This window comes from Mesorhizobium huakuii, from assembly GCF_014189455.1.
Taxonomy (GTDB): Bacteria; Pseudomonadota; Alphaproteobacteria; order Rhizobiales; family Rhizobiaceae; genus Mesorhizobium; species Mesorhizobium huakuii_A.
The window spans coordinates 62,755-87,341 of record NZ_CP050296.1; the positions used below are offsets into that span (position 1 = coordinate 62,755).

The 24,587-nt window shown below is 62.2% G+C and carries 24 protein-coding genes, 1 tRNA gene and 1 pseudogene; 7 read left to right on the forward strand and 19 right to left on the reverse strand.

What is annotated here, in order from left to right; all coding sequences use genetic code 11:
• Positions 1-189 precede the first annotated feature (189 nt).
• The 3 genes from HB778_RS00290 to HB778_RS00300 form a co-directional block, all read right to left on the reverse strand.
• A complete protein-coding gene (locus HB778_RS00290) occupies positions 190-684 on the reverse strand; it encodes a DUF302 domain-containing protein (RefSeq protein ID WP_183460536.1) in 495 nt (164 codons plus the stop codon).
• 67 nt (positions 685-751) lie between these two features.
• Entirely contained in the window at positions 752-1,612 is an 861-nt protein-coding gene (locus HB778_RS00295; RefSeq protein WP_183460539.1) for an alpha/beta fold hydrolase, read from the reverse strand.
• A 149-nt stretch (positions 1,613-1,761) separates the two neighbouring features.
• On the reverse strand, positions 1,762-2,532 hold the full coding sequence (locus HB778_RS00300; RefSeq protein WP_183460541.1) for an alpha/beta hydrolase: 771 nt from the start codon (positions 2,530-2,532) through the stop codon (positions 1,762-1,764).
• 213 nt (positions 2,533-2,745) lie between these two features.
• Between HB778_RS00300 and HB778_RS42705 the strand changes: the two are divergent.
• The 4 genes and pseudogenes from HB778_RS42705 to HB778_RS00320 all read left to right on the forward strand — a co-directional run bounded on the left by HB778_RS42705 (position 2,746) and on the right by HB778_RS00320 (position 6,801).
• Positions 2,746-3,709, forward strand: a pseudogene (locus HB778_RS42705) (cupin domain-containing protein).
• A 142-nt stretch (positions 3,710-3,851) separates the two neighbouring features.
• A complete protein-coding gene (locus tag HB778_RS00310; RefSeq protein ID WP_183460543.1) occupies positions 3,852-4,700 on the forward strand; it encodes a MipA/OmpV family protein in 849 nt (282 codons plus the stop codon).
• A 17-nt stretch (positions 4,701-4,717) separates the two neighbouring features.
• On the forward strand, positions 4,718-5,479 hold the full coding sequence (locus HB778_RS00315) for a response regulator (protein WP_179298216.1): 762 nt from the start codon (positions 4,718-4,720) through the stop codon (positions 5,477-5,479).
• Positions 5,476-6,801, forward strand: coding sequence for a sensor histidine kinase (locus HB778_RS00320; RefSeq protein WP_183460545.1), 1,326 nt, complete (start codon positions 5,476-5,478; stop codon positions 6,799-6,801). Before HB778_RS00315 ends, HB778_RS00320 begins: the two co-directional genes overlap by 4 nt.
• A gap of 86 nt (positions 6,802-6,887) precedes the next feature.
• On the opposite strand, the gene HB778_RS00325 is transcribed toward HB778_RS00320, so the two are convergent.
• Positions 6,888-6,972, reverse strand: a tRNA-Leu gene (locus HB778_RS00325).
• Positions 6,973-7,208: 236 nt separating this feature from the next.
• On the opposite strand from HB778_RS00325, the gene lipB reads away from it, so the two are divergent.
• Positions 7,209-7,952: a lipoyl(octanoyl) transferase LipB gene (lipB, locus tag HB778_RS00330; protein WP_183460547.1), complete on the forward strand. Its 744-nt coding sequence runs from the start codon at positions 7,209-7,211 to the stop codon at positions 7,950-7,952.
• Positions 7,953-8,083: 131 nt separating this feature from the next.
• On the opposite strand, the gene HB778_RS00335 is transcribed toward lipB, so the two are convergent.
• The 6 genes from HB778_RS00335 to proS all read right to left on the reverse strand — a co-directional run bounded on the left by HB778_RS00335 (position 8,084) and on the right by proS (position 13,737).
• Entirely contained in the window at positions 8,084-9,226 is a 1,143-nt protein-coding gene (locus tag HB778_RS00335; RefSeq protein WP_244661753.1) for a site-2 protease family protein, read from the reverse strand.
• A gap of 385 nt (positions 9,227-9,611) precedes the next feature.
• Positions 9,612-9,764, reverse strand: coding sequence for a hypothetical protein (locus HB778_RS00340; RefSeq protein WP_179298214.1), 153 nt, complete (start codon positions 9,762-9,764; stop codon positions 9,612-9,614).
• 267 nt (positions 9,765-10,031) lie between these two features.
• The gene (locus HB778_RS00345) at positions 10,032-10,325 is read right to left on the reverse strand and encodes a GYD domain-containing protein (protein WP_095204077.1); all 294 of its coding nucleotides are present in this window, start codon (positions 10,323-10,325) and stop codon (positions 10,032-10,034) included.
• 120 nt (positions 10,326-10,445) lie between these two features.
• Positions 10,446-11,174: an ABC transporter ATP-binding protein gene (locus HB778_RS00350; protein WP_179298215.1), complete on the reverse strand. Its 729-nt coding sequence runs from the start codon at positions 11,172-11,174 to the stop codon at positions 10,446-10,448.
• Positions 11,126-12,412, reverse strand: coding sequence for a lipoprotein-releasing ABC transporter permease subunit (locus HB778_RS00355; RefSeq protein ID WP_183460549.1), 1,287 nt, complete (start codon positions 12,410-12,412; stop codon positions 11,126-11,128). The genes HB778_RS00350 and HB778_RS00355 overlap by 49 nt, the downstream gene beginning before the upstream one ends.
• The gene (gene proS, locus HB778_RS00360) at positions 12,409-13,737 is read right to left on the reverse strand and encodes a proline--tRNA ligase (RefSeq protein WP_183460551.1); all 1,329 of its coding nucleotides are present in this window, start codon (positions 13,735-13,737) and stop codon (positions 12,409-12,411) included. The genes HB778_RS00355 and proS overlap by 4 nt, the downstream gene beginning before the upstream one ends.
• Here proS and HB778_RS00365 point away from each other — a divergent pair.
• Positions 13,736-14,086: a hypothetical protein gene (locus HB778_RS00365; RefSeq protein WP_183460553.1), complete on the forward strand. Its 351-nt coding sequence runs from the start codon at positions 13,736-13,738 to the stop codon at positions 14,084-14,086. The two genes, proS and HB778_RS00365, sit on opposite strands and share 2 nt — an antisense overlap.
• Before the next feature lie 295 nt (positions 14,087-14,381).
• On the opposite strand, the gene HB778_RS00370 is transcribed toward HB778_RS00365, so the two are convergent.
• Positions 14,382-14,666 carry a DUF1467 family protein gene (locus tag HB778_RS00370; RefSeq protein WP_010910093.1) on the reverse strand — a complete coding sequence of 95 codons (285 nt, stop codon included), beginning with the start codon at positions 14,664-14,666 and terminating at the stop codon, positions 14,382-14,384.
• Complete coding sequence (mce, locus tag HB778_RS00375; RefSeq protein ID WP_183460555.1) at positions 14,663-15,067, reverse strand: methylmalonyl-CoA epimerase; 405 nt, start codon at positions 15,065-15,067, stop codon at positions 14,663-14,665. The genes HB778_RS00370 and mce overlap by 4 nt, the downstream gene beginning before the upstream one ends.
• Positions 15,068-15,226: 159 nt before the next feature.
• On the opposite strand from mce, the gene HB778_RS00380 reads away from it, so the two are divergent.
• Complete coding sequence (locus HB778_RS00380; protein ID WP_183460557.1) at positions 15,227-16,090, forward strand: MBL fold metallo-hydrolase; 864 nt, start codon at positions 15,227-15,229, stop codon at positions 16,088-16,090.
• 9 nt (positions 16,091-16,099) lie between these two features.
• Here the strand turns inward: HB778_RS00380 and HB778_RS00385 are convergent, their stop codons facing one another.
• From HB778_RS00385 to HB778_RS00415, 7 genes are read right to left on the reverse strand one after another with little or no spacing between them, the layout of a single operon-like run.
• Positions 16,100-17,770 (reverse strand): ribonuclease J, encoded by a 1,671-nt coding sequence (locus tag HB778_RS00385; protein ID WP_095204106.1) that lies wholly within the window; start codon positions 17,768-17,770, stop codon positions 16,100-16,102.
• Positions 17,771-17,805: 35 nt separating this feature from the next.
• Positions 17,806-18,627 (reverse strand): biotin--[acetyl-CoA-carboxylase] ligase, encoded by an 822-nt coding sequence (locus HB778_RS00390; protein WP_095204084.1) that lies wholly within the window; start codon positions 18,625-18,627, stop codon positions 17,806-17,808.
• A gap of 4 nt (positions 18,628-18,631) precedes the next feature.
• Entirely contained in the window at positions 18,632-20,068 is a 1,437-nt protein-coding gene (nuoN, locus tag HB778_RS00395; RefSeq protein WP_183460559.1) for an NADH-quinone oxidoreductase subunit NuoN, read from the reverse strand.
• An 18-nt stretch (positions 20,069-20,086) separates the two neighbouring features.
• Positions 20,087-21,592 (reverse strand): NADH-quinone oxidoreductase subunit M, encoded by a 1,506-nt coding sequence (locus HB778_RS00400; RefSeq protein WP_183460561.1) that lies wholly within the window; start codon positions 21,590-21,592, stop codon positions 20,087-20,089.
• A complete protein-coding gene (nuoL, locus tag HB778_RS00405; RefSeq protein WP_183460563.1) occupies positions 21,592-23,565 on the reverse strand; it encodes an NADH-quinone oxidoreductase subunit L in 1,974 nt (657 codons plus the stop codon). The genes HB778_RS00400 and nuoL overlap by 1 nt, the downstream gene beginning before the upstream one ends.
• 10 nt (positions 23,566-23,575) lie before the next feature.
• Positions 23,576-23,884, reverse strand: a complete 309-nt coding sequence (gene nuoK / locus HB778_RS00410; RefSeq protein WP_183460565.1) for an NADH-quinone oxidoreductase subunit NuoK — start codon at positions 23,882-23,884, stop codon at positions 23,576-23,578.
• 1 nt (position 23,885) lies between these two features.
• Positions 23,886-24,506, reverse strand: coding sequence for an NADH-quinone oxidoreductase subunit J (locus tag HB778_RS00415; RefSeq protein ID WP_095204088.1), 621 nt, complete (start codon positions 24,504-24,506; stop codon positions 23,886-23,888).
• Positions 24,507-24,587: the final 81 nt, after the last annotated feature.

The following is a 24,587-nucleotide window of genomic DNA, read 5'->3' on the forward strand; positions in this document are numbered from 1 at the left end:
CGGCGGCAAAGGGCTGGCGCACGAGGGAGAGCCGGCGATCGGCGTCACCCTTGCCGGGCGCCGCTCGCCGAGAATTGAAACCTCCAGCGCCGTGCCGGGCGGGCCAAGCCCCAACGGCAGCAGCGCCGATGCCATGTCATGGCCAAACGCGGTGGGGAGTAACCTGCCGCCTGAAGCGTCATCACGAGCTTAGTGCGCGCATTCGCGTAACAAGGTTGTGATTTTCACATCAAGATCGCGGGCGACGGCAAGAGCCTCCAAACTGCCATAAGGGAGCAGACAACTCTCCATTTTGTCGTAGGAGACATGCACGCCATCGGAACGTTCATCAACAAGGACTGTGACTGGCGCGTAAGATCCAGCATCGGGAACGTGCCTGACCATTTCTTTCATGATGAGTGGATTGCCCACCAGGAATCGCATGCTTCTTGGAGAGTCGAATCCAGTTTCCCGGCGCAGAATGGCGCCCAGGTCGAATTCCGCGAAGAGCATGAGACCTGTGCGGCCGAGGCCGCTTTGTACAACGCGCTCCAATTCCGGAAAGGAATTTGCAGCCCTCGTCGCCTTGAAAAACTCGACCATGTCAGGTTGCCCGACCGCCGACTTGAGCGCGGCCACAACGGCGTCGAATGGTTTGGAACACGTCAGGCTGAAACGCTCAACCTCGACCTTTGCGATTGTCATTTCTTTCTCCGCAACAGCTCTCATGAATAAAGGTGCGACCGAGCGCGCCGGACTATGCCTCCGCCGATTACGCTTCCAGGAACGTCCGGACGTGGCTGACGAACAATTCAGGGTACTGAAACAGGGCGCCGTGGCCGGAATCGGGATAGAGGACCAGCTGGGCGTTGCTTAGAGCCTTGAACATTGCGTAGGCGTTGTCCGCCGGCAGCATGGTGTCGTGGCTGCCGCTGACCACAAGGGCGGGCTGATGGATGGCGCGCAGAAGAGCGTGCTCGGGATCTGGTGTGGCGCACCAGGTAATAAGCGCCTTGGCCTGTGGATCCGTCACCGTGCTGCCGTTATCGGTATCCCGATCTTCCTTACGCACCTTCGCCCGCTTCAGAAACGCTCGGCCGGCCGACTGGCTGGCGGACGACTTCGTGAAGAACAGCGGCAGGCGAACGTCCGGCGCCTCGGTTTGGGAAAACGCGTCCTGCAGAACCGCCAACAGGTGTTCCTCTCCGCCTTTCGGAGCGGTGCCGACGAGGATGAGCTTGCGGACCAGCGTCGCGTGCTCGGCTGCGATCTGCTGGGCGATGAAGCCGCCGAGGGAAAAGCCCAGCAGATCGACTTGGGAGAGACCGAGCAGCTTGATAAAGGCGACCGCGTCCCGGGCCATCGCCGCGATATTGTCGGGCGTTTGGCCTGTCGAGCGGCCGACCCCGGCGTTGTCGAAAACGATGACCGGTCGATCGGTGGCCAGGGCATTCACGACGGCGGGGTCCCATGCATCGATGTTACCCGAGAAATGCTGCAGGAGAATCAACGCCGTTCCGGTCGATGGGCCGAGGCGGCGATAGGCGAAACGGATTCCGCCGCCTTCGATGTAGCGGGTGGGCGCCGTTTCCAGTGTGGCGGCGTTCTGGCTCGCGGTGTCGAGTTCAGTCATGTCATCCTCCGGATGCTTGGCATAAAATAATCGAGTGGGAGTAGCTGGTGCGGTTCTGGCCAGGTTTGAGCCGCTCGCGGCCCAAGGCATTCCGTAGCCCGCCGAGCACCGGTGGTGCTCCCGGCACGAAAGTCCCGGGAGCGGTATCGTCACTTCACGAGTGCGGCCTTTTCAATCACCGCGGCGACTTCCTTCGCGTGGACGACCAGGGAAGCATGGCTGCCGGCGACCTCCGTCGTCTGGGCCTTCATCCTGTTGGCGAAGATCTTCTGGACCTCGGGTGCGATGACCTTGTCCTTCGTGCTGATCACATAGAACGTCGGCTTGTCGTGCCAGGCTGCCTTATCGACGGGAGCCTCGAACGCCGTGTGGTTCAACGGGAGCTGATGGTTTGCCAAGGATTCGGCGATCTCCGGAGGAAGGTCGGCCGCGACTGCCGAAGGAAACACTTTGGGATCGATGTAGAGGTCGCCCTTTTCGTCGGGGTGAATCGCCGCGGCGCCTTCGGTTGCCGGACCGCTCTTGGCTAAGCTCGCCAGAGATTCTCCCACGTCGGGCGCGAATGCGGAGACGTAGACGAGCGCCGAGACGTTGGGATCGTCACCTGCCTGAGTGATGACCACACCGCCCCAGGAGTGGCCAACGAGGACGGTCTTGCCGCTCTGTTTGGCAAGCGCCTGTTTGGTGGCATCGACGTCCGCTGCGAGGGAGGTGAGCGGGTTTTCGACGAGCGTTACGTTGTAGCCCTTCTTCGTGAGGATATCGGCAACCGGCTTCCAACTCGTCTGGTCGACGAAAGCGCCATGGACGAGCACGATATTGTGAGCCGCCCCCTTGGGCAGTTGAGCTGATTGGGCGGGGGCCGCGACTGTTGCTCCGGTCATGAGCACGGTGGCGACTGAGAGTAGAAGATTTCGCATTGATTGCTCCTGTTGAAATGACGGACGACGCGGGTCCGGGGAAAGGCAGGCGTGTCGGCAACGGTCGCGGTTCTCCCATCTGCCGTTCGGGTGATGGTTGCCGCGCGACCTGTTGGCTCGACTTGCGATCAACTAATACGTGGAGCATTTGGACGTTAGGCCTCAATCGTCCGAATATTGTGTCTGACCGTCCGTCGTATTAACATCGGGACGATGGACATCCTCGCTGAAGTGCTCGATCGCGTTCGCCTTGGCGGAACCTTGCTGTTCCACTTCGAGCTCGGCCATCCCTGGAATGTCGCGTTGCCAAAGCGCCCCTATGCCCTGTTCCACTATCTCAGCCGTGGCTCGGCTACCCTCGCGCTCGAAAAGGGACAAGAACTCCACATGAGCGAGGGCGACTTTGTCGTCGTCACGCGTGGCGAGCCCCATGTGATCTACTCGGATAGCCGGACGGAGCCGTTGCCGATTGTCGACATCGATCGGCTGGCCGGGCGTCTTGGCCTCATTCGTCACGGAGGCGGCGCGCAGCCGCTCGCGACGATGATCTGTGGTAATTTCACTGTGGCGCGGCCGTCGCGCGGTAGCGTTTTGGAATTGCTTCCGCCCCTGCTTCTCCTGAAGCCGACGGAAGACGGAGGATGGCTCGAGGCGATCTCTGCAACGCATGGTGAGCGAGGCGGCGTTCGAGCGTCCCGGACAAGGCGTCGCGCTGTCACGTCTGACTGAAGTGCTCTTCGTCGAGGTGTTGCGAAGCTGGATCAAGTCGCTCGGCCCCGGAGAAGGCGGGTGGCTGGGAGCGATGGCGGACCCGCACATAGGGCCGGCCCTTCAGTTGATCCACGAACGACCGGATCGGCCCTGGACGCTTGGCGACCTCGGGCAAAGCGTGGGACTTGGTCGCTCGGCGTTTTCGGCTCGCTTCACCAAGCTCGTTGGCGAGCCCATGTACCGTTATCTGATCTCACGCCGGATGTCGGAGGCCGCATTTCTGCTCGAAACAAGCGACGAGGCGATTGCACGGATTGCGACCCGTGTCGGCTATGAGACCGCGGCCGCGTTTTCGAAGCTGTTCCATCGACATCACGGCCTATCGCCTGGCCGTTATCGAGCATTTCGCCGCTCTGACGGTGGCCGAGGGCAAGGTGGCGCTCTGGAAGCAGAAGTCGTCGATTGACCTCCCGCGCTTGTCGCCGGGCGACAAGATCGGGCCAAGATTGCGCAACAAAACTTAACATCACTTCACGCATGCAGCCATCTTCGCCTGAAATAGTCCGGAGCATCGGGGGCTCTTACTGCCTCTCTGCTCTGGAGCATGCATGTTCAAAATGGTTTCTGGACTCTTCGCCGGCCGGGCCTCCCTCGCGGCGATGGCAATCCTGTTTTCAACGGAGATCGTGCAGGCGGCGGACGCCATTGCCGTCGATACCGAGGATTTGACCCCGCCGCCCGATCCCACGCGTTTCGGGCGCTTCGAACAGAAACTGGCGGACTGGCATGTCGTCCTGGGCGGCGGCGCCATCATCGTCCCCAAATATGAGGGCAGCAACGAGTTCAACGTCATGCCGGTGCCTTTCATATCGGCGACATTCCTCGACACGGTGACGATCGATCCGACGGGCGCCAACATCGCCGTCTATGAACAAGGACCGTTCGAACTCAGTGCGCGGCTTGGCTACGACATGGGCCGCAAGGAAGACGATGCCGATCGTCTGCGCGGCCTGGGGGATGTCGACATGGGCGCGATCGTCGGCGCCAAGGCGGCGGTGAAGTTCGGCCCGGCTGAAATCTACGCGCAACTGGACAAGACCATCGGCGGCAGCGACGGCCTGGAGGGCACGCTCGGCATCGAGGTGACCCAGCCTCTGTCTCCGTCATGGATGGTCGGCGCCGGCGCATCGGTCGTCTTCGCCGACGAAAAATACATGCAGGCCTATTTTGGCGTCACGCCGGAGCAATCGGCCCGCTCTGGTTTGGCCCAGTATGATGCCGGCGCCGGGTTGAAACGCGCCGATTTTTCGATTTCCGCCACATATATGCTCAATCCGAACTGGATGGTGCGCGGCCAGGCGGGGGTCGGCATTCTTATGGGGGACGCTGCCGACAGCCCTGTTGTTGTCGACAAGGTCCAGCCCATGGGCATGCTCCTTGTCGGATATCGGTTTTGATGCCCACACATAATGCAATGCAGGCTGCGGCAAGCCGGATCGATTTGAACGCCGAGTTCAAATCGCCGAGGCAAGGCCCGCATATCCTCATTGTCGAAGACGATATCGAGATCGCGCGCATGCTGGGCGAAACGCTCAGCGAAAACGGCATGATCGTGGAAATCGCCGCAAACGGCGTCCGCATGAACGCCGCGCTTCGCAACCAGAAATTCGATCTCATCGTGCTCGATATCATGCTGCCTGGTGAGAACGGCCTCAGCATCTGCCGCCGGCTTCGCGCGCAAACGAACGTTCCGATCCTGATGCTGACGGCGCTTGGCGAGGAAATCGACCGCATCTTCGGACTGGAGATCGGCGCCGACGACTATGTGACGAAACCGTTCAGCGCGCGCGAACTAACTGCAAGGATAAGGGCGTTGCTGCGCCGCACGGCCTACGCTCCCGACGAACGCGACCGCACAAAGGTGCTTCGCTTCAACGGCTGGCGCCTCGATCCCGTTCGCCGACAATTGCATGATCCCAGCAATGCACGGGTTGCGACCACGACGCACGAATTCGACCTTTTGCTGGCGTTCTGCCGCAATGCGGGCCGTGTTCTGTCGCGCGAGGAGCTTCTCAGCGTCACCCATGCCGGGCTTGCCGGCCCGATCGAGCGAAGCGTCGACGTCCATGTCAGCCGGATCCGCCAAAAGATCGAAAAGGACGCGCGCGATCCGGTTCTTCTCAAGACTGTCCGGCTGGGTGGCTACATCTTCACCGCCACGGTGGAGGAAGCGTGAGGGATCTGGTCCGCCGCTTCCTGCCGCAGTCGGTGCGCGGGCAGTTCGCGGCGATCATTTTCATGGCCGTGATCGTGATCATGTCCGCCGGATCGGCCTTCGAAGGTTTGATCGAGAATGCCGACCTCCCCGTCGTGGAAGACAGCGCCAGGCGAGCTGCAATTGTCGCTGCCTTGTTGCGCCAAACACAAACCGAAGCCCGCGGCACTGTTCTGGCCGCAGCGACACGCGCCGGCTTTGATTTCAAGATCCTGCCCAGGCAACAGATCAGCAATATTCCGGATTCCTATCTGCAATGGCGAAGCATCACATGGCTTCTCCAGATCGAAAGCAGTTCGATCGCTGGGCGCTGGATAAGGACCGGCGGCAGGTACGCGTTTGTCATCGATCTGGACCAGCAGAGCGTCCTGGCGCATTTCGGCATGCCCGATTCCTGGCTGACATCAGGTTTCGTCCGCGTCTCGTTCTACAGGTTCATGGCTTTCATCGCCTTGCCCGTGCTGATCTGGCTGTTTGCGGTCTGGGCCGTGACGGAGCCGTTGAAGCGCATCTCGGCGGCAGTGGGAGAGGCCGAGATCGAGAATGGCAACGAGCTTTTCGCCGAACGCGGCTCCATCGAAATGGTCGGCCTGGCACGCGCGCTGAACAGGATGAGAACGCGTATCCGCACCATGATCGAGAACCGCACGCGCATGCTGCGCAGCGTCAGTCATGATCTGCGCACGCCATTGACGCGGCTGCGCCTTCGCGCCGAGCGCATGGAGGACGGCCCTGTTCGAACCGCCATATTGTCCGACGTCCGGCACATCGAGGATCTGATCGACGAGACCCTGACCTATCTGCGCAACGACGTCTCGACGGAGAAGCTGCAGCGGGCCGACATAGCCAGCGTGCTGCAAACCGTCTGTGCCGAATTCTCCGATGTCGGGTTTTCGGTTTCCTATTCCGGACCCGACAGGCTTCTGGGCTGGTGCAAACCCAATGCGCTGGCGCGTGCCGTCACCAATTTGTGCGACAACGGGGTCAAATTCGCCGGCAATGTCACCGTCGCATTGACGCAGACCGACACGGCGGCGCGCATCGCGGTCGGCGACGATGGGCCCGGCATTTCGATGACGGCGCGCTCCCGCGTTTTCGAACCCTTCTTCAAGGAGGACATGTCACGCGGCGTTGCGTCGAAGCATGGTTTCGGTCTCGGCCTTTCGATCGTCGCGGATATCATCCAGGGCCATGGCGGCAAGATAGAGTTGCACGACAACCAGCCAACCGGGCTCGTCGTTACCGTCGATCTGCCGAATGGGCCCGACGTCCAACCCTTGTAGGAGGGTCGGCGCCGTGCTCGGGGTCGATGATCACAGGATTGCCGGAGGTGATTTCAGGGCGTCCGAAGGCTTGCCTCGGAAAATACTGGTGCGGTCGAGAAGACTCGAACTTCCACGGGTTGCCCCACAGCGACCTCAACGCTGCGCGTCTACCAATTCCGCCACGACCGCACGTGGTAGGAGCCGGAACCGACCGGCTCGCGGCGTGTAGCAAATCGTTTCCGGCGAAACAAGTGCGCGGCACGCAATAATCTCAGGCGATTGGCATAACGGTCCACAGGATTGGAATGCAGGGCCGGAACTGGACGTTTGCGCGCGATATCGCCATATGGGAGGCGATGCATGTCGCCCAAAATCGCGAGGCGGCTATGGGACCATGACGTGCACAAGCGAAAAAACGAAAAACCATGACAGAACGCAGCCAGATCGCCACGTCGTTCCTGCCGCTCCCCGGTTCAGCACCGGTCGAGTGGCGCATCGAGCCTGGCCTGACCGCCTATCCCGATGCGCTCGCCTTCATGGAAGCGCGGGCCGAGGCGATCCGCAGCGGGGCCGCCGGGGAAATGGTCTGGCTGGTCGAACATCCGCCGCTCTACACCGCCGGCACCAGCGCCCGCATCGAGGACCTGATCGATCCTGATCGCTTTCCGGTCTTTTCGGCCGGCCGCGGCGGCGAGTACACCTATCATGGACCTGGCCAGCGCGTCGCCTATGTCATGCTCGATCTGAAGCGGCGCCGCGAGGATGTCCGCGCTTTCGTCGCCGCGCTCGAACAGTGGATCATCGGCACGCTCGCCGCCTTCAACGTGCACGGCGAGCGCCGCGAGGACCGGGTTGGCGTCTGGGTGGTGCGGCCCGATCGCCCTGCCCTGCCGGACGGCTCGCCGGCCGAGGACAAGATCGCGGCCATCGGCATCCGGCTGCGGCGCTGGGTAAGCTTTCACGGCATCGCCATCAATGTCGAACCGGAGCTCGACCATTTCGGCGGCATCGTGCCGTGCGGCGTGCAAGATCACGGCGTCACCAGCCTCGTCGACCTCGGCTTGCCCGTCGGCATGGCCGACCTTGATCTGGCGCTGAAATCAGCCTTCGAGGACGTGTTCGGTCCTGCCACTGCCTTGACCGCCGAAGCAGCCCGCAAGGCCAGTTGAACCTTTCGGGCTCAACACGAGCTCAAAGCAGTTGCGCCGACGCCCACAACACGCCGCAGCCATGAATGGTGAACACCGCCAGCAGCGCGCCGGCGATGGCGAAGCGGTCAACGGTGCGGATTGGCTCCAACTCATAGCGCGGCTTCCACGCCGCTGCCGACAGTGAGCAGGCTGAGGATCGAAAACACCGCTCCCGCCACGATTAGAAAGCCGGACGAGAAGCCTGCCCGCCAGCCCACCGCCAGGAACACGGAAAGCAGGAAGAACGAGGCCAGCGCCAGCGCGATCGGCCCCGGGCAGATCTGGCGCAGCACCTGGCCGCCATCGAACTTCCACACCGGCACCAGATTGGCAATGTTGAACAGGGCCGCACAGCCTGCCAGCGCTGCCAGCAGCGCGGCGGCGGCCTTGTGCCCCTCGCTGCCCGCAAACGCACTGGCGGCAATGACGATCGGCACCAGGAAGGCGGAGAAACCCGCCCCCATCAGCGCCACGAAGGCCACTTCGAAACGGCTGTTATAGGGCCGGCCGCCGATGGCGATGCCGCCGAGCAGCGGAATGAAGATCATCCGCGCCTTGCGGTGGCCCATCAGCCGGAATGCCGCCATATGGCCGAGCTCGTGAAGAGCCACGACCGAGGTCAGGATCGCGGCCAGCGCCAGCCCGCCGAGATGGAGGCCGAAGAACGGCCACAGGATCAATGCCGACAGCACGGCAAAGCCGACCTGACTCAGCGGATGCTCGAACCAGCCACCCTTGCGGTACTGTCCGGTTACCGCCCAACGCTGCAGCTTGGACAGCTCGCGGCGCATGGCGAAGTACCGAAACACCAGAAAGGCAGCGCCGCGGTAACGATCCGTCTGGCTGAGCGTCACCCGCGTGCCGCTGCCTTCGGAGACGAGTTCGGCGGTTTCGCGATAGTCTTTCCAGAACGAGCCATCGAGCGCGGTATCCTCGAGGACGCGCATGGCGAAGCGGCTGCCCTCGACGATGTCTTCAAACCGCGCCCTGCGCTCGATCGGCTTGCCGTCGCGGCCTTCCCACGACAGCATGATGCGAGACACACCCTCCCCGTCCAGCGGCCGCGCCGACAGGATCTCACCGGACCAGCCGGCATCGCTGCCAAGCGGCCACAGCGCCTGCCAGACGCGCTGGCGGTCCATCGCCACCACGCGGCTGACCCTGACCGTGCGCAAACCAAGCGGCACGGTCATCAAAAGAAAGATCAGCCCGAGATTGCTGGCCACCAGAATGGCCGTGACGATGGGCGACACCTGGACGTTGCTCCTGCCTTAGAGGAGCTACCCTAGCGTCGCGGCGGCAAGAAAGGTTTAACGGCGGAGCGGTTTTCGCCCGCCAGAAACCAAGGCGGCGAGAGCCGCCAAATCACATGGCGCCGATCCAGATCGCCATGGAAATGAGGAATGTGCTCATGCAAACCAGCGAGATGACATCCTGAACCAGATCGGTCATAACTCTCTCCTGTTGTTGATATGTTCGCAATTTGTTCTAATTTTGTTTCAATGTCAACGCCTGCAGAGATATGGTGATAGGACGGGAATTTGGGACGGTTAGTAAAAGGTTAACCGCTCGCTGGGAGGCGAGTGAAGCTGCTATTGACCACACCAGGCAGGCCATCCGCGAGCAGCGCCGCGAAGGTTACGATTGCGGGCAGCCACAGACTTCCCGGTTGGAGCCCTGCACGCACCGGTATGAACCGCCATGCGGGCAACCGAAGATCAATGAATAGACGGTCGCCAGGATGGCTACCAAGAACAGCAACGCCGCAACCCCGAGAATGATCTTTTTCACGGCCGCCTCCGACCAGCGAGAGCCCGGGAACGTACCATGCCGAAGCGGTTCGAGATCACGGCAAGCGTGGTGGATGGCGCACCTCGCCCTTGGTGATCTCAACTCTGCGGCAAGCGATCTTCTCGCCCACAGTTGGGCCGTTCCCGATGGTCCGGAAATCGCAACTGCGATTGCTGCCATTAAGCCCGCTGCGGGCGGGAAGCCTCCAACGCACCTTGGTGTGAGCCGCGGTGACTAGCCGGGATGGCGTGAATGCCTACGCTCCAGTCAGGCCATCTTTGCCATTATCTTGGTCATATCTGCCGTGTCGAACGCCCTCAGTGTCTGAGTTCTGATGTTACCTTGCGACGCTATCGACAGGGCTAGTGCGGTCGCAGCAATGTCGTCGTCTGCTTCGGCAATCGCCACGACATCATGCTGGCCAAGCGTCCACAACAGGGTGTGGACCTTGACACCGCTTTTGCTGGCCATCGCCTTGAAGGCCTCAGAACGCTTCTGAGTATCCTTTACACTCCTGATACCTTGATCTGTGAAATTCGACAGCAGCACGTAATAAGCCATTTGTTCCTCCCACAATAGGGAGCGGGCGGGCACTCACGGCGCGTCCGCCGTCTCCCAGAGCCTACGATAACACGAGCCGAGTGTGCGAACCACAGGTGGCCAGACACGCCATCGCGCAGCCTACAATGGGACAACCTTGCCGTCGGCCAGCGTGACGCGCCGGTCCATGCGCGATGCCAGTTCGTGATTGTGGGTGGCGATCAGCGCCGCGAGGCCTGACTGTCGCACCAGCGCCTCCAGGGCTTCGAACACATAAGAGGCGGTGACCGGATCGAGATTCCCGGTCGGCTCGTCGGCCAGCAGAACCAGCGGCGCATTGGCGACCGCACGCGCTATGGCCACGCGCTGCTGCTCGCCGCCCGACAATTCGGCCGGCCGGTGCGAGGCGCGCTTGCCGATCTGCATATAGTCGAGCAGTTGCGCCGCGCGCTCCGCCGCTTCCTTGCGCGGCAGCCCCTTGATCAGCTGCGGCATCATGATGTTTTCCAGCGCGGAAAACTCCGGCAGCAGGTGATGGAACTGGTAGACGAAGCCGACATCGTTGCGGCGAATCGAGGTGCGCTCGTCGTCGGACAGCCGCCCGCAGGCCCGGCCGGACAGGATCACGTCGCCGGCGTCGGGGCGTTCCAGCAGCCCGGCCGTGTGCAGCAGCGTCGACTTGCCGGTGCCCGACGGCGCCACCAGCGCCACCATCTCGCCGCGCTTCAACGAGAAATCGGCGCCGTTCAGGATGGTGAGCTTGCGCGGCCCCTGGACATAGTGCCGCTCGACGCTCTTCAGTTCGATAATGACCTCGGCCACTACTCGTACCTCAAGGCTTCGACGGGATCGAGGCGGGCTGCCCGCCATGCCGGAAACACCGTCGCCAGGAAGGACAGGCCGAGCGCCATGATGATGACATAGGTCGTCTCGCGCGGATCCATCTTCGCCGGCAGCTGGCTGAGGAAATAGAGCTCCGGGTTGAACAGCACCTTGCCGGTCATCCAGGAGAAGAACTGGCGGATCGATTCGATGTTGGTGCAGATGACGACGCCGAGCAGCACGCCGGCGAGCGTACCGGTGACGCCGATCGCCGCCCCCGTCATCAGGAATATCCGCAGGATGGCGCCGCGCGAGGCGCCCATGGTGCGCAGGATGGCGATGTCGTGCCCCTTGTCCTTCACCAACATGATCAGTCCGGAAATGATGTTGAGCGCCGCCACCAGCACGATCAACGTCAGGATCATGAACATGACGTTGCGCTCGACCTGCAGGGCCGAAAAGAAGGTCTCGTTGCGCTGGCGCCAGTCGACCATGTCGATGGGCCGTTGCGCCGCCTCCTCCACCTTCGGTTTCAGCGCGTCGACATTGTCGGGATTGTCGACATAGATCTCGATGGTCTGCGCGCGGCCATCCATGTTGAAATAGAGCTGCGCTTCGGAGAACGGCATGTAGACGATGGAAGTGTCATATTCCGACATGCCGACTTCGAAGATCGCCGAAATCTTGTAGCCCTTCATGCGCGGCGTCGTGCCGATCGGCGTCACATCGCCATCAGGAGAGATCAGCGTAATGGTGTCGCCGAGCGTCAGGCCGAGATTCTCCGCCATGCGCTTGCCGATGGCGACGCCCTCGCCCGAGTCGAAACCGGCGAGCGAACCCTGCTTGATGTTGTTGGCGACGATGGCGATCTTGCCGAGATCTTCGCCGCGTATGCCACGCACCAGCGCGCCGGTACCGCCGCCGACATTGCCTTGCGCCAGCACCTGGCCGTCGATCAGCGGGATGGCGTATTTGACGCCGGGCACGCCGTTGATGCGGCCGGCAACCTGGGCGTAGTCCTCGAGCGGCGAATCGAGCGGCTGCACGATCAGATGGCCATTGACGCCAAGGATGCGCGTCAACAGTTCAGCGCGGAACCCGTTCATCACGGCCATGACGACGATCAGCGTCGCCACCCCCAGCATGATACCGAGGAAGGAGATCGATGCGATGACCGAGATCACCGTCTCCTTGCGCCGCGAACGCAAATAGCGCCAGGCAACCGTGCGCTCGAAGAAGGAGAACGGGCCGGCGCCCGCCGATCTTGTCGCCGCCGCCTCGCTCATGCGGCGACACCGAAGCGTTTTTTCGCATCGGCGATCGGCAGCGTTTCGCGCTCACCCGTCTTGCGATTCTTGATCTCGACCTCGCCGGCAGCCACGCCGCGCGGCCCGACGATCACTTGCCAGGGCAAGCCGATCAGGTCGGCGGTGGCGAACTTGCCGCCCGGCCGCTGGTCGGTGTCGTCGTAGAGCACATCCTTGCCGGCGGCGGTGAACGCGGCATTCAGCTCTTCGCTGACACGGTCGCAATCGGCGTCGCCCACCTTCATGTTGATCAGGCCGATGTCGAACGGCGCCACTGCGTCGGGCCAGATGATGCCGTTCTCGTCATGGCTCGCTTCGATGATCGCCGCGACCAGCCGCGATGGGCCGATGCCGTAGGAACCGCCGGAAGCGAAATGGTCCTTGCCGTCGGGTCCCGTCACCTTGGCACCCATCGGCTTGGAGTACTTCTCGCCGAAATGGAAGATGTGGCCAACCTCGATGCCGCGTGCCGAAACCTTATCGCTCTCGGGGACCTTCTCCCACGCCGCCTCGTCATGCATCTCGTCGGTGGCGGCGTAGGGCGTCGTCCACGTCTTGACGATATCGGATATCTCGCCGTCATTGGCGAAGTCGGTATTGGCGCCGGGCACGGCTAGCGAAAGATAGTCACGATGGCAGAAAACCTGGCTTTCGCCGGTGTCCGCCAGGATGATGAATTCATGGCTGAGGTCGCCGCCGATCGGCCCGGTGTCGGCGCGCATCGGAATCGCCTGCAGGCCCATGCGCGTAAACGTCCTGAGGTAGGAGACGAACATCCTGTTGTAGGCCGCCCTCGCGCCCTCGAAATCGAGGTCGAAGGAATAGGCGTCCTTCATCAGGAACTCGCGCGAACGCATGACGCCGAAGCGCGGCCGCACCTCGTCGCGGAACTTCCACTGGATGTGGTAGAGGTTGAGCGGCAAATCCTTGTAGGATTTCACATAGGCGCGGAAAATCTCGGTGACCATTTCCTCATTGGTCGGGCCGTAGAGCATGTCGCGGTCCTGGCGATCCTTGATGCGCAGCATCTCCTTGCCATAGTCGTTGTAGCGACCGCTTTCGCGCCACAGATCGGCCGACTGGATGGTCGGCATCAGGATTTCCAGCGCACCGGCCCGGTCCTGCTCCTCGCGGATGATCTGGCAGACCTTGTCCAGCACCCGTTTGCCAAGTGGCAGCCAGGAAAAACTGCCCTGCCCCTGCTGGCGGATCATGCCGGCACGCAGCATCAGCCGGTGCGAGACGATCTCGGCCTCACGCGGATTTTCTTTGAGGATGGGCAGGAAATAGCGCGACAAACGCATGGACTGGTCCGTGAATGAGAACGGCCACGCCAGAATCGGCGCGACGCAGGCTTGCTTGACCCGGCTTCATAGCCATTTCATGGCGGAATGGAAACCCGGACATGGCGGCACATCAGTGCGTTGCGGCCCGGAATCCTACGGTTTCCAGGATCAGCCGCGCCGGCGATTGAGCATAGCGAACGTCTTCGGACTTGGCCGCCAATTCTTTGCGCGCGTCAATTCAGGACATGCCGCAAAGGCTCCGTGGTCGTTTCGAAAGCAAAGCATGCCATACTATTGTGCAGTGCAGCACGAGAATGCCTGTTTCGAGGCAAAATTCTTCGTGACATTTTCATTCGGCTTAGGCTAGTGTGCCTCGATAACCGAGAGGGCGGAGAAAAATCTGCTCTCCTACGCGGTCAAAGTCTTGGGAGGATGCGATCTAGGCGCGGTTACTCGCTGCCGCCGGAAACCGGAAACAGATCGGACGCGTTTAATTGCAAGGCCTCGTGCCTTGCATTTTTTTGTGCAATCATCTGGTTAGCGCGGCGAGTTGCCACGGTGCATGACCTTGCGTCAACAGGCGTACGGCCGCGAGATGTGGTGGCATTTTTGATCCCTGCCCGCAGCGCTCCAATGCGGCAGGAGCGCCCTCGCCGGACGATCTACTTTGCCGGCGTCTGGCCGAAATCCGGCACGATGTGGGGGATGTCGTTGAGGCTGTATCCCAGCCCGTGCGTCAGGCCATAGAAAATGCCCATCAGGATCGCCGTGGCGATGGTGGTGCGGATCACGGCGCGCAGCATGTGCGGCCCGCGCGGCGCGCTTGGGACCGTGCCCAGCGTCACGTCGTGATCGTCGTCCTGTGTGCGGACGCTGAACGGCAGCACGGCAAACAGCACCACCCACCAGGTCGCGAAAAACAGGGCGGTGAACGAAACCCAGCTCATGATTGCTCCAGTTCGATCAGCGTGCCGAAGAAATCCTTCGGATGCAGGAACAGCACCGGCTTGCCATGCGCGCCGATCTTGGGGTTGCCGTCGCCCAGCACGCGGGCGCCGGCGGCCTTGAGCTGATCGCGCGCGGCCAGGATGTCGTCGACCTCGTAGCAGAGATGATGCATGCCGCCGGACGGGCTCTTCGCCAGGAAAGCGGCGATCGGCGAGCCCTCGCCCAACGGTTCCAGCAGTTCGATCTTGGTGTTGCCGACGTTGACGAACACCACGGTGACACCATGCTCCGGCAAAGCCTGCGGCTCCGTCACTTCGGCGCCAAGCGTGTTGCGGTAGGCAGCAGCGGCAGAGGCCAGATCCGGCACCGCAAGCGCGACATGGTTCAGCCGTCCGAGCATGTGCGAGCTATCTCTCCTCTGTCCAATGGCTCGCGTCATACGTCAAATCGGCTGAGATCAACAGCCATTCGCGAAGCGCGCACTGTCGCACTTTGGTGAACATTCTCGCGAATCACGATCGAGGCTGGTCCGCCCGGCAACCGCAAAGTACAAACGGCAATGTCTTACATCCGCCCTGCCCGCGCCCGCGTTTTCACCTTCGATCTCGGATCATTCAAGATTGCCGCCTTGCTCGACGCTGTCGATGTTCGCGACAATCTTGCATCGGCCTTCGCAGCCGGACAGTCGCCAGCCGCCGTGCTCGAACTCGCGGTTTCGAACTTCATCGACCAGGATCGATACGAACATTGTTTCATCCCGACGCTGATCGACACCGGTTCCGAAAAGATCCTGTTCGACACCGGATGCGGAGATGAAGGCAGCTCACTCCTCGACTGTTTGCGAGACCTTGGGCTTGGGCCTGATGATATCGACGTGGTGGTCATCACGCACGGGCACCCGGATCATATCGGCGGGCTCATCAGGAATGGCGAACCCGTTTTCAGCCGCGCACGCTATGTATTCGGCGCGGCGGAATTCGCCTTCTGGACCGACGGAACCGCCGTTCGCGAGGCCAGATTGGCCAACCGTGATCTGTTCAGGCAGGTCTGCACCGGGCTGGCCGGCCGGGCAACTTTCATAGCGCCCGGAGATGAGGTGGTTCCTGGCATTACCGCCATCGACGCGTCAGGTCATTCCCCCGGTCTCCTGGCATTTCTCGTCGAAAGCGACAGCCAGAAATTGCTGATCTGGTCGGACGCCTTCCTGCACTATGTCGTGTCCATCCAGCAGCCGGAATGGCATGCCGATTTCGATGACGACAAGGAACAAGCGGTCGAGACCCGCAAGCGTCTGCTGAAGATGGCAGCGGACCAGCGCCTGCTGGTGGCCGGCCATCACATGCCATTTCCTGGCCTGGGTTACATCGAATCGGCGAACGGCTCTTTTCGCTGGCTTCCGGTCAGCTATCAGCTGAACGTGTAACTACCGCCCTCACCTGGTGACGAAAACCGTCACCAGCGGCTTCTTGCCCCAGGCTTCGTTGGCGGCGCCGCGCACCGCGCGCCGCACTGCCTCCTGCACCAGGTCGAGATCCTTGCGACGCTGACGGGGAATCGAATCGACCGCGCCGACCGCTGCGTCGATCATCAAATCCTCCAGTGTCTCGCCGCTGGCATCGGCCTCGGCGACGCCGATGGCGACCAGATCGGGATCGCCGGCGAGCTCATATTTGTCGTCGAGCACGACATTGACCGCGACATGGCCGGCAAAGGACAGTTTGCGCCGGTCGCGAATGCCCATCGCCTGGTCGGTGCCGATCAGGTTGCCGTCCTTGTAGATGCGGCCGAACGGCACCTGGTCGATGATGGTGGCAGGACCGGGAGCAAGCCTCAGCATGTCGCCGTCACGCACCTGCGCCACCTGGCCGATGCCGGAGGTCGACATCAGCGAGCCCTGCGCCACCAGATGCGCCGCCTCGCCATGCACGGGAACGCCGATCTGCGGGCGCACCCATTCATACATCTTGCGCAACTCGCTGCGCCGGGGATGGCCGGAGACATGCACCAGGGCGTCGCCATCCTCGATGATCTTGATGCCGAGATCGATCAGGCGGTTCTTGATCTCGAGGATCGCCTTCTCATTGCCGGGAATGGTGCGCGAGGAAAACACCACCGTGTCACCTGCCGTCAGCGACACCGACTTCATCTCTTCGCGCGACAGTTTCGCCAGCGCCGCAAGCGGCTCGCCCTGGCTGCCGGTGCAGATAATGACCAGGTTTTCGCGCGGGATGAAGCCGAAATCTTCCTCGGCGATGAATTCCGGCAGGCCGTCCATATAGCCAAGCTCGTCCGCGACATCGATGACCCGCTTCAGCGAGCGGCCGAGCACCAGGCACTGGCGGCCGGCGTCGCGCGCCGCCTTGGCGATGGAGACGATGCGCCCGACATTGGAGGAGAAGGTTGTGACGGCGACCCGGCCGACGGCACTCTGGATGACGCCCTTGAGCCCCTCACCAACCGCCACTTCCGACGGCGATTCCCCTTCCCGCAGCGCATTGGTCGAATCGCAGATCAGCGCCAGCACGCCCTTGTCGCCATAGGCCCGGAAACGCGCCTCGTCTGTCTTGGGTCCGATCGTCGGTTCCGGATCGATCTTCCAGTCGCCGGTGTGGATGACGGTGCCGGCCGGCGAGGTGATCGCCAGCGACATCGGCTCGGGGATAGAGTGCGCCACTGGAATGGCTTCGATCTCGAAGGGGCCGACGGTGAATTTCTCGCCCGCCCGGTAGATCGTCAGCGGGATTTTCGGTGCGCCCTGCTCGCCCTGCCGCTTGGCTTCCAGCAGCCCGGCGCTGAACGGCGTCATCCACACCGGCGCCTTCAGCTTCGGCCAGGTGTCGAGCAGCGCGCCGTAATGGTCTTCATGCGCGTGGGTGATGATGATGCCGCGCAGATTGGCGAGGTTCTCCTCGATGAAGCGCGTGTCGGGCAGCACCAGGTCGACGCCGGGCAGGCTGGCATCTGGAAAGGTGACGCCGACATCGATGACGATCCATTCGCGCGCGCTCGGCGGGCCGTAGCCGTAGAGGGCGAAGTTCATGCCGATCTCGCCGACGCCGCCGAGCGGCACGAAGACGAGTTCGGCGTTTTCCGCTTTCGCCATGATTTTTCCCTTCCTGGCCCTTGAGGCCAAGCCCATTATACCCGTGCGGACGCCACCGCGCCGAAATGCACATCGCCGGCGGCGATCGTCAGGACAGTCCCCTCATCGTCGCGGATCACGAAACGGCAGTCCTCGTCAATGGTCTCGAACACCCCACGCACTACATTACCGTCAATTCTGACGGCAACCTCGCCGCCAAGCCCCGCCGCGCGCGCCAGCCAGCGCCGCCTGACAGCGGCAAGGCCGCGCCCTTCATCCCACAGGCGGGCATTCTCGCTCCAGGCATCCGACAGCGCCAGGAACAGCGTTTCGGCATCGCATGTCGCGCCGAGCGCATGCAGCGATGTCGCGGGATAAGGCAAATCCGTTGGATGCGCCACCACATTGACGCCGATGCCGACCGCGACCGCGAAGCGGCCGCCGTCCAGTATCGCGGACTCCAGCAGGATGCCGGCGAGCTTGGCACCGGAAGCAAGCACGTCATTGGGCCATTTCAGCTCGAAACGGTTTTGTCCCTGGCTGGCGCCATCAAGCCCGATTGATATCCGACCCTTCGGCACCACGGCATCGAGTGCGTCGGCAAGCGACAGGCCGGCGACAAAACCCAGCGTCGCGGCAAGGCGAAGTTCACCGCCGGTGACGACAAGCAAGGTCGCCGCCAGATTGCCTTCGGGCGACACCCAGGCGCGGCCACGCCGGCCACGCCCGCTTTCCTGTTTTTTGGAAACGACCCACAGCCTGCCCGGGTCGCCTGCCCTTGCGTGGTCCAGCGCCACCGTGTTGGTGGAACCGATACTGTCATGGGCCTCGAGCCGGAACCCTTCCGACGCCGAGGTTGGAGCCAGCCGAAATGCCATCCCGTCAGAAAAATGTCTTGGCGGCGGCTTCGGCATAGGTACCGATCGGCCCGCCGATCAGCACATAGAACAGCACGAAGGCGCCGGAGACGCCGAGCACGAGGCGCAGTTCACTGGCCATCGGTACGAAGCCGCCGACCGGTTCGTCGAACCACATGATCTTGATGATGCGCAGATAGTAATAGGCGCCCACCACCGAGGCCAGCACGCCGATGATCGCCAGCGCGTAGAGGTTGGCGTTGATGGCTGCGAGGAAGACGTACCACTTCCCCCAGAAGCCGGCGAGCGGCGGGATGCCGGCCAGCGAGAACATCAGGATGGTGAGAATCGTCGCCATGATCGGATTGGTCGAGGCAAGTCCGGCCAGGTCGCTGATCTGTTCGACATTGCCTTCCTTGCGCCGCATGGCGAGGATGAAGGCGAAGGTGCCGAGCGTCATCACCAGGTAGATCAGCATATAGATCGCAACGCCGCGCACGCCGGCCTGGCTGTTGGCGGCAAGGCCGACCAGCGCGTAGCCCATATGGCCGATCGAGGAATAGGCCATCAGGCGCTTGATGTTGGTCTGGCCGATCGCGGCGAAGGCGCCGAGCGCCATCGAAGCGATCGAGATGAAGACGATGATCTGCTGCCAGTCGGCGGCGATCGGCTTGAAAGCGCCCATGGTGACACGCACGATCAGCGCCATCGCCGCCATTTTGGGCGCCGCCGCAAGGAAAGCTGTCACCGGCGTCGGCGCGCCCTCATAGACGTCGGGCGTCCACATATGGAACGGCACCGCCGAGATCTTGAAGGCAAGACCGGCCAGCACGAAGACCAGGCCGACAACAAGGCCCAGCTGGCGCTCGCCGCTGCCAAGTGCAGAGGCGATTTCCTGGAAGCCGGTGTTGCCGGTGTAGCCGTAGACCAGGCTGATGCCGTAGAGCAGCATGCCCGACGACAGCGCACCAAGGACGAAGTACTTCAAGCCCGCCTCTGTCGAACGCAGATTGTCGCGGTTGATCGCCGCCAGCACGTAAATTGCCAGCGACTGCAGTTCGAGGCCGAGATAGAGCCCGATCATGCCATTGGCCGAGATCATCAGCATCATGCCGAGCGTGCACAGCAGGATCAGCACCGGGTATTCGAATTTGTCGAAATGCTCCGCCTTGGCAAAGCGCATCGACATGATCAGCGTCACCGCCGAGCCGACCAGCGCCAGCACCTTCATGAAGCGGGAGAACGGATCCTGGATAAAGGCGTTGCCATAGGCACTGCCCAGCCCGGTGGAAAAAATCAGCCAGGCACCGGCGACCACCAGCACGGCCACGGCAAGGCCGGTTACGGTGTTGGCGGTGTTGGCGCGCGAATAGGCGCCGACCATCAGCAGCGCGAGCGCACCGATGGCAAGGATCAGCTCGGGCGTCGAGAGCGACAGGCTGGAGAGAAGGTCCGGCGTCATGGTTCGCAAAACCTCTGGTCAGTTCGCCGCCGCGGTCTGCGCGGCGCCGATGGATGCGGTGACATTGGTGACGAGCGACTTGACCGATTGGGCCGTCGCATCGAAGACGGGAGCGGGATAGACGCCGAAGAAGATGACCAGCACGACCAGCGGGTAGATGATGAACTTCTCACGCGGCGACAGGTCGAGCAGGTTCTTCAGGCTGTCCTTGGTCAGCGCGCCGAAAATCACCCGGCGATAGAGCCAGAGCGCGTAGGCCGCCGACAGGATGACGCCGGTGGCAGCGAAGAACGCCACCCAGGTGTTGACCCGGAACACGCCAAGCATGGTCAGGAACTCGCCGACGAAGCCGCTGGTGCCCGGCAGGCCGACATTGGCCATGGTGAAGACCATGAACACGGTGGCGTATTTCGGCATGTTGTTGACCAGCCCGCCATAGGCGGCGATCTCACGCGTGTGCATGCGATCATAGATGACGCCCACACAAAGGAACAGCGCGCCCGACACGAGGCCATGGCTGAGCATCTGGAAGATCGCGCCCTGCACGCCTTCCTGGTTCATGGCGAAGATGCCCATGGTGACGAAGCCCATATGGGCGACAGACGAATAGGCGATCAGCTTCTTCATGTCCTCCTGCATCAGCGCCACCAGCGAGGTGTAGATGATGGCGACGACCGACAGCGTGAAGACCAGCGGCGCGAACATTTCGGATGCCAACGGGAACATCGGCAGCGAGAAGCGCAGGAAGCCGTACCCACCCATTTTCAGGAGAATGGCGGCCAGGATGACCGAACCTGCCGTCGGCGCCTCGACGTGGGCATCCGGCAACCAGGTATGCACCGGCCACATCGGCATCTTCACCGCGAAGGAGGCAAAGAAGGCGAGCCATAGCCATGTCTGCATGTTGGCCGGGAATTGGTGCGTCAACAGCGTCGGGATGTCGGTCGTGCCGGACTGATAGAACATCGCCATGATGGCAAGCAGCATCAGCACCGAGCCGGCGAGCGTATAGAGGAAGAACTTGAACGAGGCATAGACGCGCCGCTTGCCGCCCCAGACGCCGATGATGATGAACATCGGGATCAGGCCGGCTTCGAAGAAGACATAGAACAGCACGATGTCCAGCGCGCAGAACACGCCGATCATCAGCGTCTCGAGCAGCAGGAAGGCGATCATATAGGCCTTGACGCGCTTCTCGATCGCTTCCCACGAGGCCAGGATGCAGAGCGGCATCAGGAAGGTCGTCAGGATGACGAACAGCATGGAAATGCCGTCGACGCCCATATGGTAGGAAATGCCGGAGTCGAGCCAGGCGAATTTCTCGACGAACTGGAAGCCGGCCTGCGAATTGTCGAAGCCGGTCCAGATGAACAGCGAGATGATGAACGTGGCCGTCGTCGTCAACAGCGCAATGGAGCGGATGTTGCGGCGCGCGTTTTCGCTGTCATCCCTGATGAACAGGATCAGCAGCACACCAACCAGCGGCAGGAAGGTGACCAGCGAGAGGATTGGCCAGGCGGTCATCAGAGCATCATCCAGGTGACGAGTGCGGCAACGCCGATCAGCATGGCGAAGGCATAGTGGTAGAGGTAGCCGGTCTGCAGCTTGACGACGCGGTTGGTGACATCGACGACGCGCGCCGAAATGCCGTCAGGCCCGAGCCCGTCGATGATGGTGCCGTCACCGGTCTTCCACAGGAAATGGCCGAGGCGCTTGGCCGGGCCAACGAACAGGAAGTCGTAAAGCTCGTCGAAATACCACTTGTTGAGCAGGAAGGCGTAGAGCCCGCGATTCTGCTTCGCAAGGGTCACCGGCATTTCCGGCGAGCGGATGTAGAACTTCCAGGCCAGCGCGAAGCCGATCAGCATGGCGATGAAGGGCGACAGCTCGACCCACAGCGGCAGTTCTTCGATGTCGTGCAGGATGTGATTGTCCGGCAGTGTGAACAGCGACGCCTTCCAGAACTCGGCATAGCCTTCGCCGATAAACGAATTGTGGAAGATGATGCCCGCAAACAGCGCCCCGGCGGCCAGGATGAACAGCGGCACCAGCATCACCGGCGGCGATTCATGCACATGATGCATCACCTCATGGCTCGCCCGCGGCTCGCCGTGGAAGGTCATGAAGATCAGCCGCCAGGAATAGAAGGAGGTGAAGCAGGCGGCGATGACCAGCAGGATGAAGGCAAAGCCGGCGACCGAGTTATGTCCGGCAAAGGCGCTTTCGATGATCGCGTCCTTGGAGAAGAAGCCGGCAGTGCCGATGACGGTCACCGGAATGCCGACGCCTGTCAGCGCCAGCGTGCCGATCACCATCATCCAGTAGGTGGTCGGGATCAGCTTCCGCAGGCCACCCATCTTGCGCATGTCCTGCTCATCGGAGACGGCATGGATGACCGAGCCCGAGCCAAGGAACAGCAGCGCCTTGAAGAAGGCGTGCGTGAACAGATGGAAGATCGCGGCGCCATAGGCGCCGACGCCAAGCGCCACGAACATGTAGCCGAGCTGCGAGCAGGTCGAATAGGCGATGACGCGTTTGATGTCGTTTTGCACCAGACCAACGGTCGCCGCGAAGAAAGCGGTGAAGGCACCGATGAAGGTCACCACGGTCAGCGCCGAATGCGACAGTTCGAACAGCGGCGACAGCCGTGCCAGCATGAACACGCCCGCCGTCACCATGGTGGCGGCATGGATGAGTGCGGAGACCGGCGTCGGGCCTTCCATGGCGTCCGGCAGCCAGGTGTGCAGCGGCACCTGCGCCGACTTGCCCATGGCACCCATGAACAGCAGCAGACACACGACGGTCATCGCCGTCTGCTTGTCCAGCGCATGGCCGAGGAAGGTCAGCACGGCCGCACCTTGCGGCGCGCCTTCAGCCGGGATGAACGTTGCTGCGTTGGCGAAGATGGTGCCGAGATTAACCGAACCGAACAGCACGAACACGCCGAAAATGCCGAGAGCGAAGCCGAAATCTCCGACGCGGTTGACGACGAAGGCCTTGATGGCGGCGGCATTGGCGGACGGCTTCTTGTACCAGAAGCCGATCAGCAGATAGGACGCGAGGCCCACCCCTTCCCAGCCGAAGAACATCTGCACGAGGTTGTCGGCCGTCACCAGCATAAGCATGGCGAAGGTGAACAGCGACAGATAGGCGAAGAAGCGCGGCCGGTTCGGATCGTGGTGCATGTAGCCGATCGAATAGATATGAACCAGCGCCGACACGGTGTTGACCACCACCAGCATCACCACCGTCAGCGTGTCGATGCGCAGCGCCCAGGGTGCTTCGAGCCCGCCGGACTGGATCCAGCGCAGCACCGGCACGGTGAACACCTCACCATGGCCGAAACCGACGCTGAAGAAGGCAACCCACGACAGCACCGCCGAAATCACCAGGAAGCCGGAGGTGATGTATTCGGATGCCTTGGCGCCGAGCGACGTGCCGAACAGGCCGACGATCAGGAAGCCGAGCAGTGGAAGGAAGACGATGGCCTGATACATGGTGGTTCCGTCAACCCTTCATCATGTTCACGTCTTCGACCGCGATCGAGCCGCGGTTGCGGAAGAAGACGACGAGAATGGCAAGTCCGATGGCAGCCTCGGCGGCAGCGACCGTCAGCACGAACAGCGCGAACACCTGGCCGACGAGGTCATGCAGCGCCGCCGAAAAGGCGACGAAATTGATGTTGACCGCGAGCAGGATCAGCTCGATCGACATCAGGATGACGATGATGTTCCTGCGGTTCAGGAAGATGCCGAACACGCCGAGTGTGAACAGGATCGCCGATACGGTCAGATAATGCGCGATGCCGACGACCATCTCAGACTCCTTCGCCCGACTTGACCTTGCGGATTTCCATGCCGGTGGCCGGCGTGCGGCCGACCTGGGCTGCGATCGACTGCCGCTTGACCCCTTCCTTGTGGCGCAGCGTCAGCACGATGGCGCCGATCATGGCAACCAGCAGGATGAGGCCCGAAATCTGGAAGTAGTAGAGGTAGTCGGTATAGAGGATGTCGCCGAGTGCGGCCGTGTTCGAGCGCGCGGCGAGATCGGGAATAGGCTTCGAAACCGTCGCGGCCAGCTTCGGTGCGAATGTGTAACCGCCCAGCACCACGATCAGCTCCGCCGCCAGGATCAGCCCGACCAGCGCGCCGATCGGCGCGTATTGCAGGGCGCCTTCCTTCATCTCGGCGAAATCGACGTCGAGCATCATGACGACGAACAGGAACAGCACCATGACCGCGCCGACATAGACGACGAGCAGGATCATCGCCAGGAACTCGGCGCCGGTCAGCATGAACAGGCCGGCGGCGTTGAAGAAGGTCAGGATCAGGAACAGCACCGAATGCACGGGGTTGCGCGACGAAATGACCATGAACGCCGACGCCACGGCGACAAAGGCGAAGAGGTAGAAAAAGGCCGCCTCTAGTCCACTCAGCATTGGGGTTCCCCCGGGTTCCTGTCCGGACACGACGCTTGCGTCCTGCCCGATCTTGCTTGCCACCGCCTCCGGTCGGCAAGT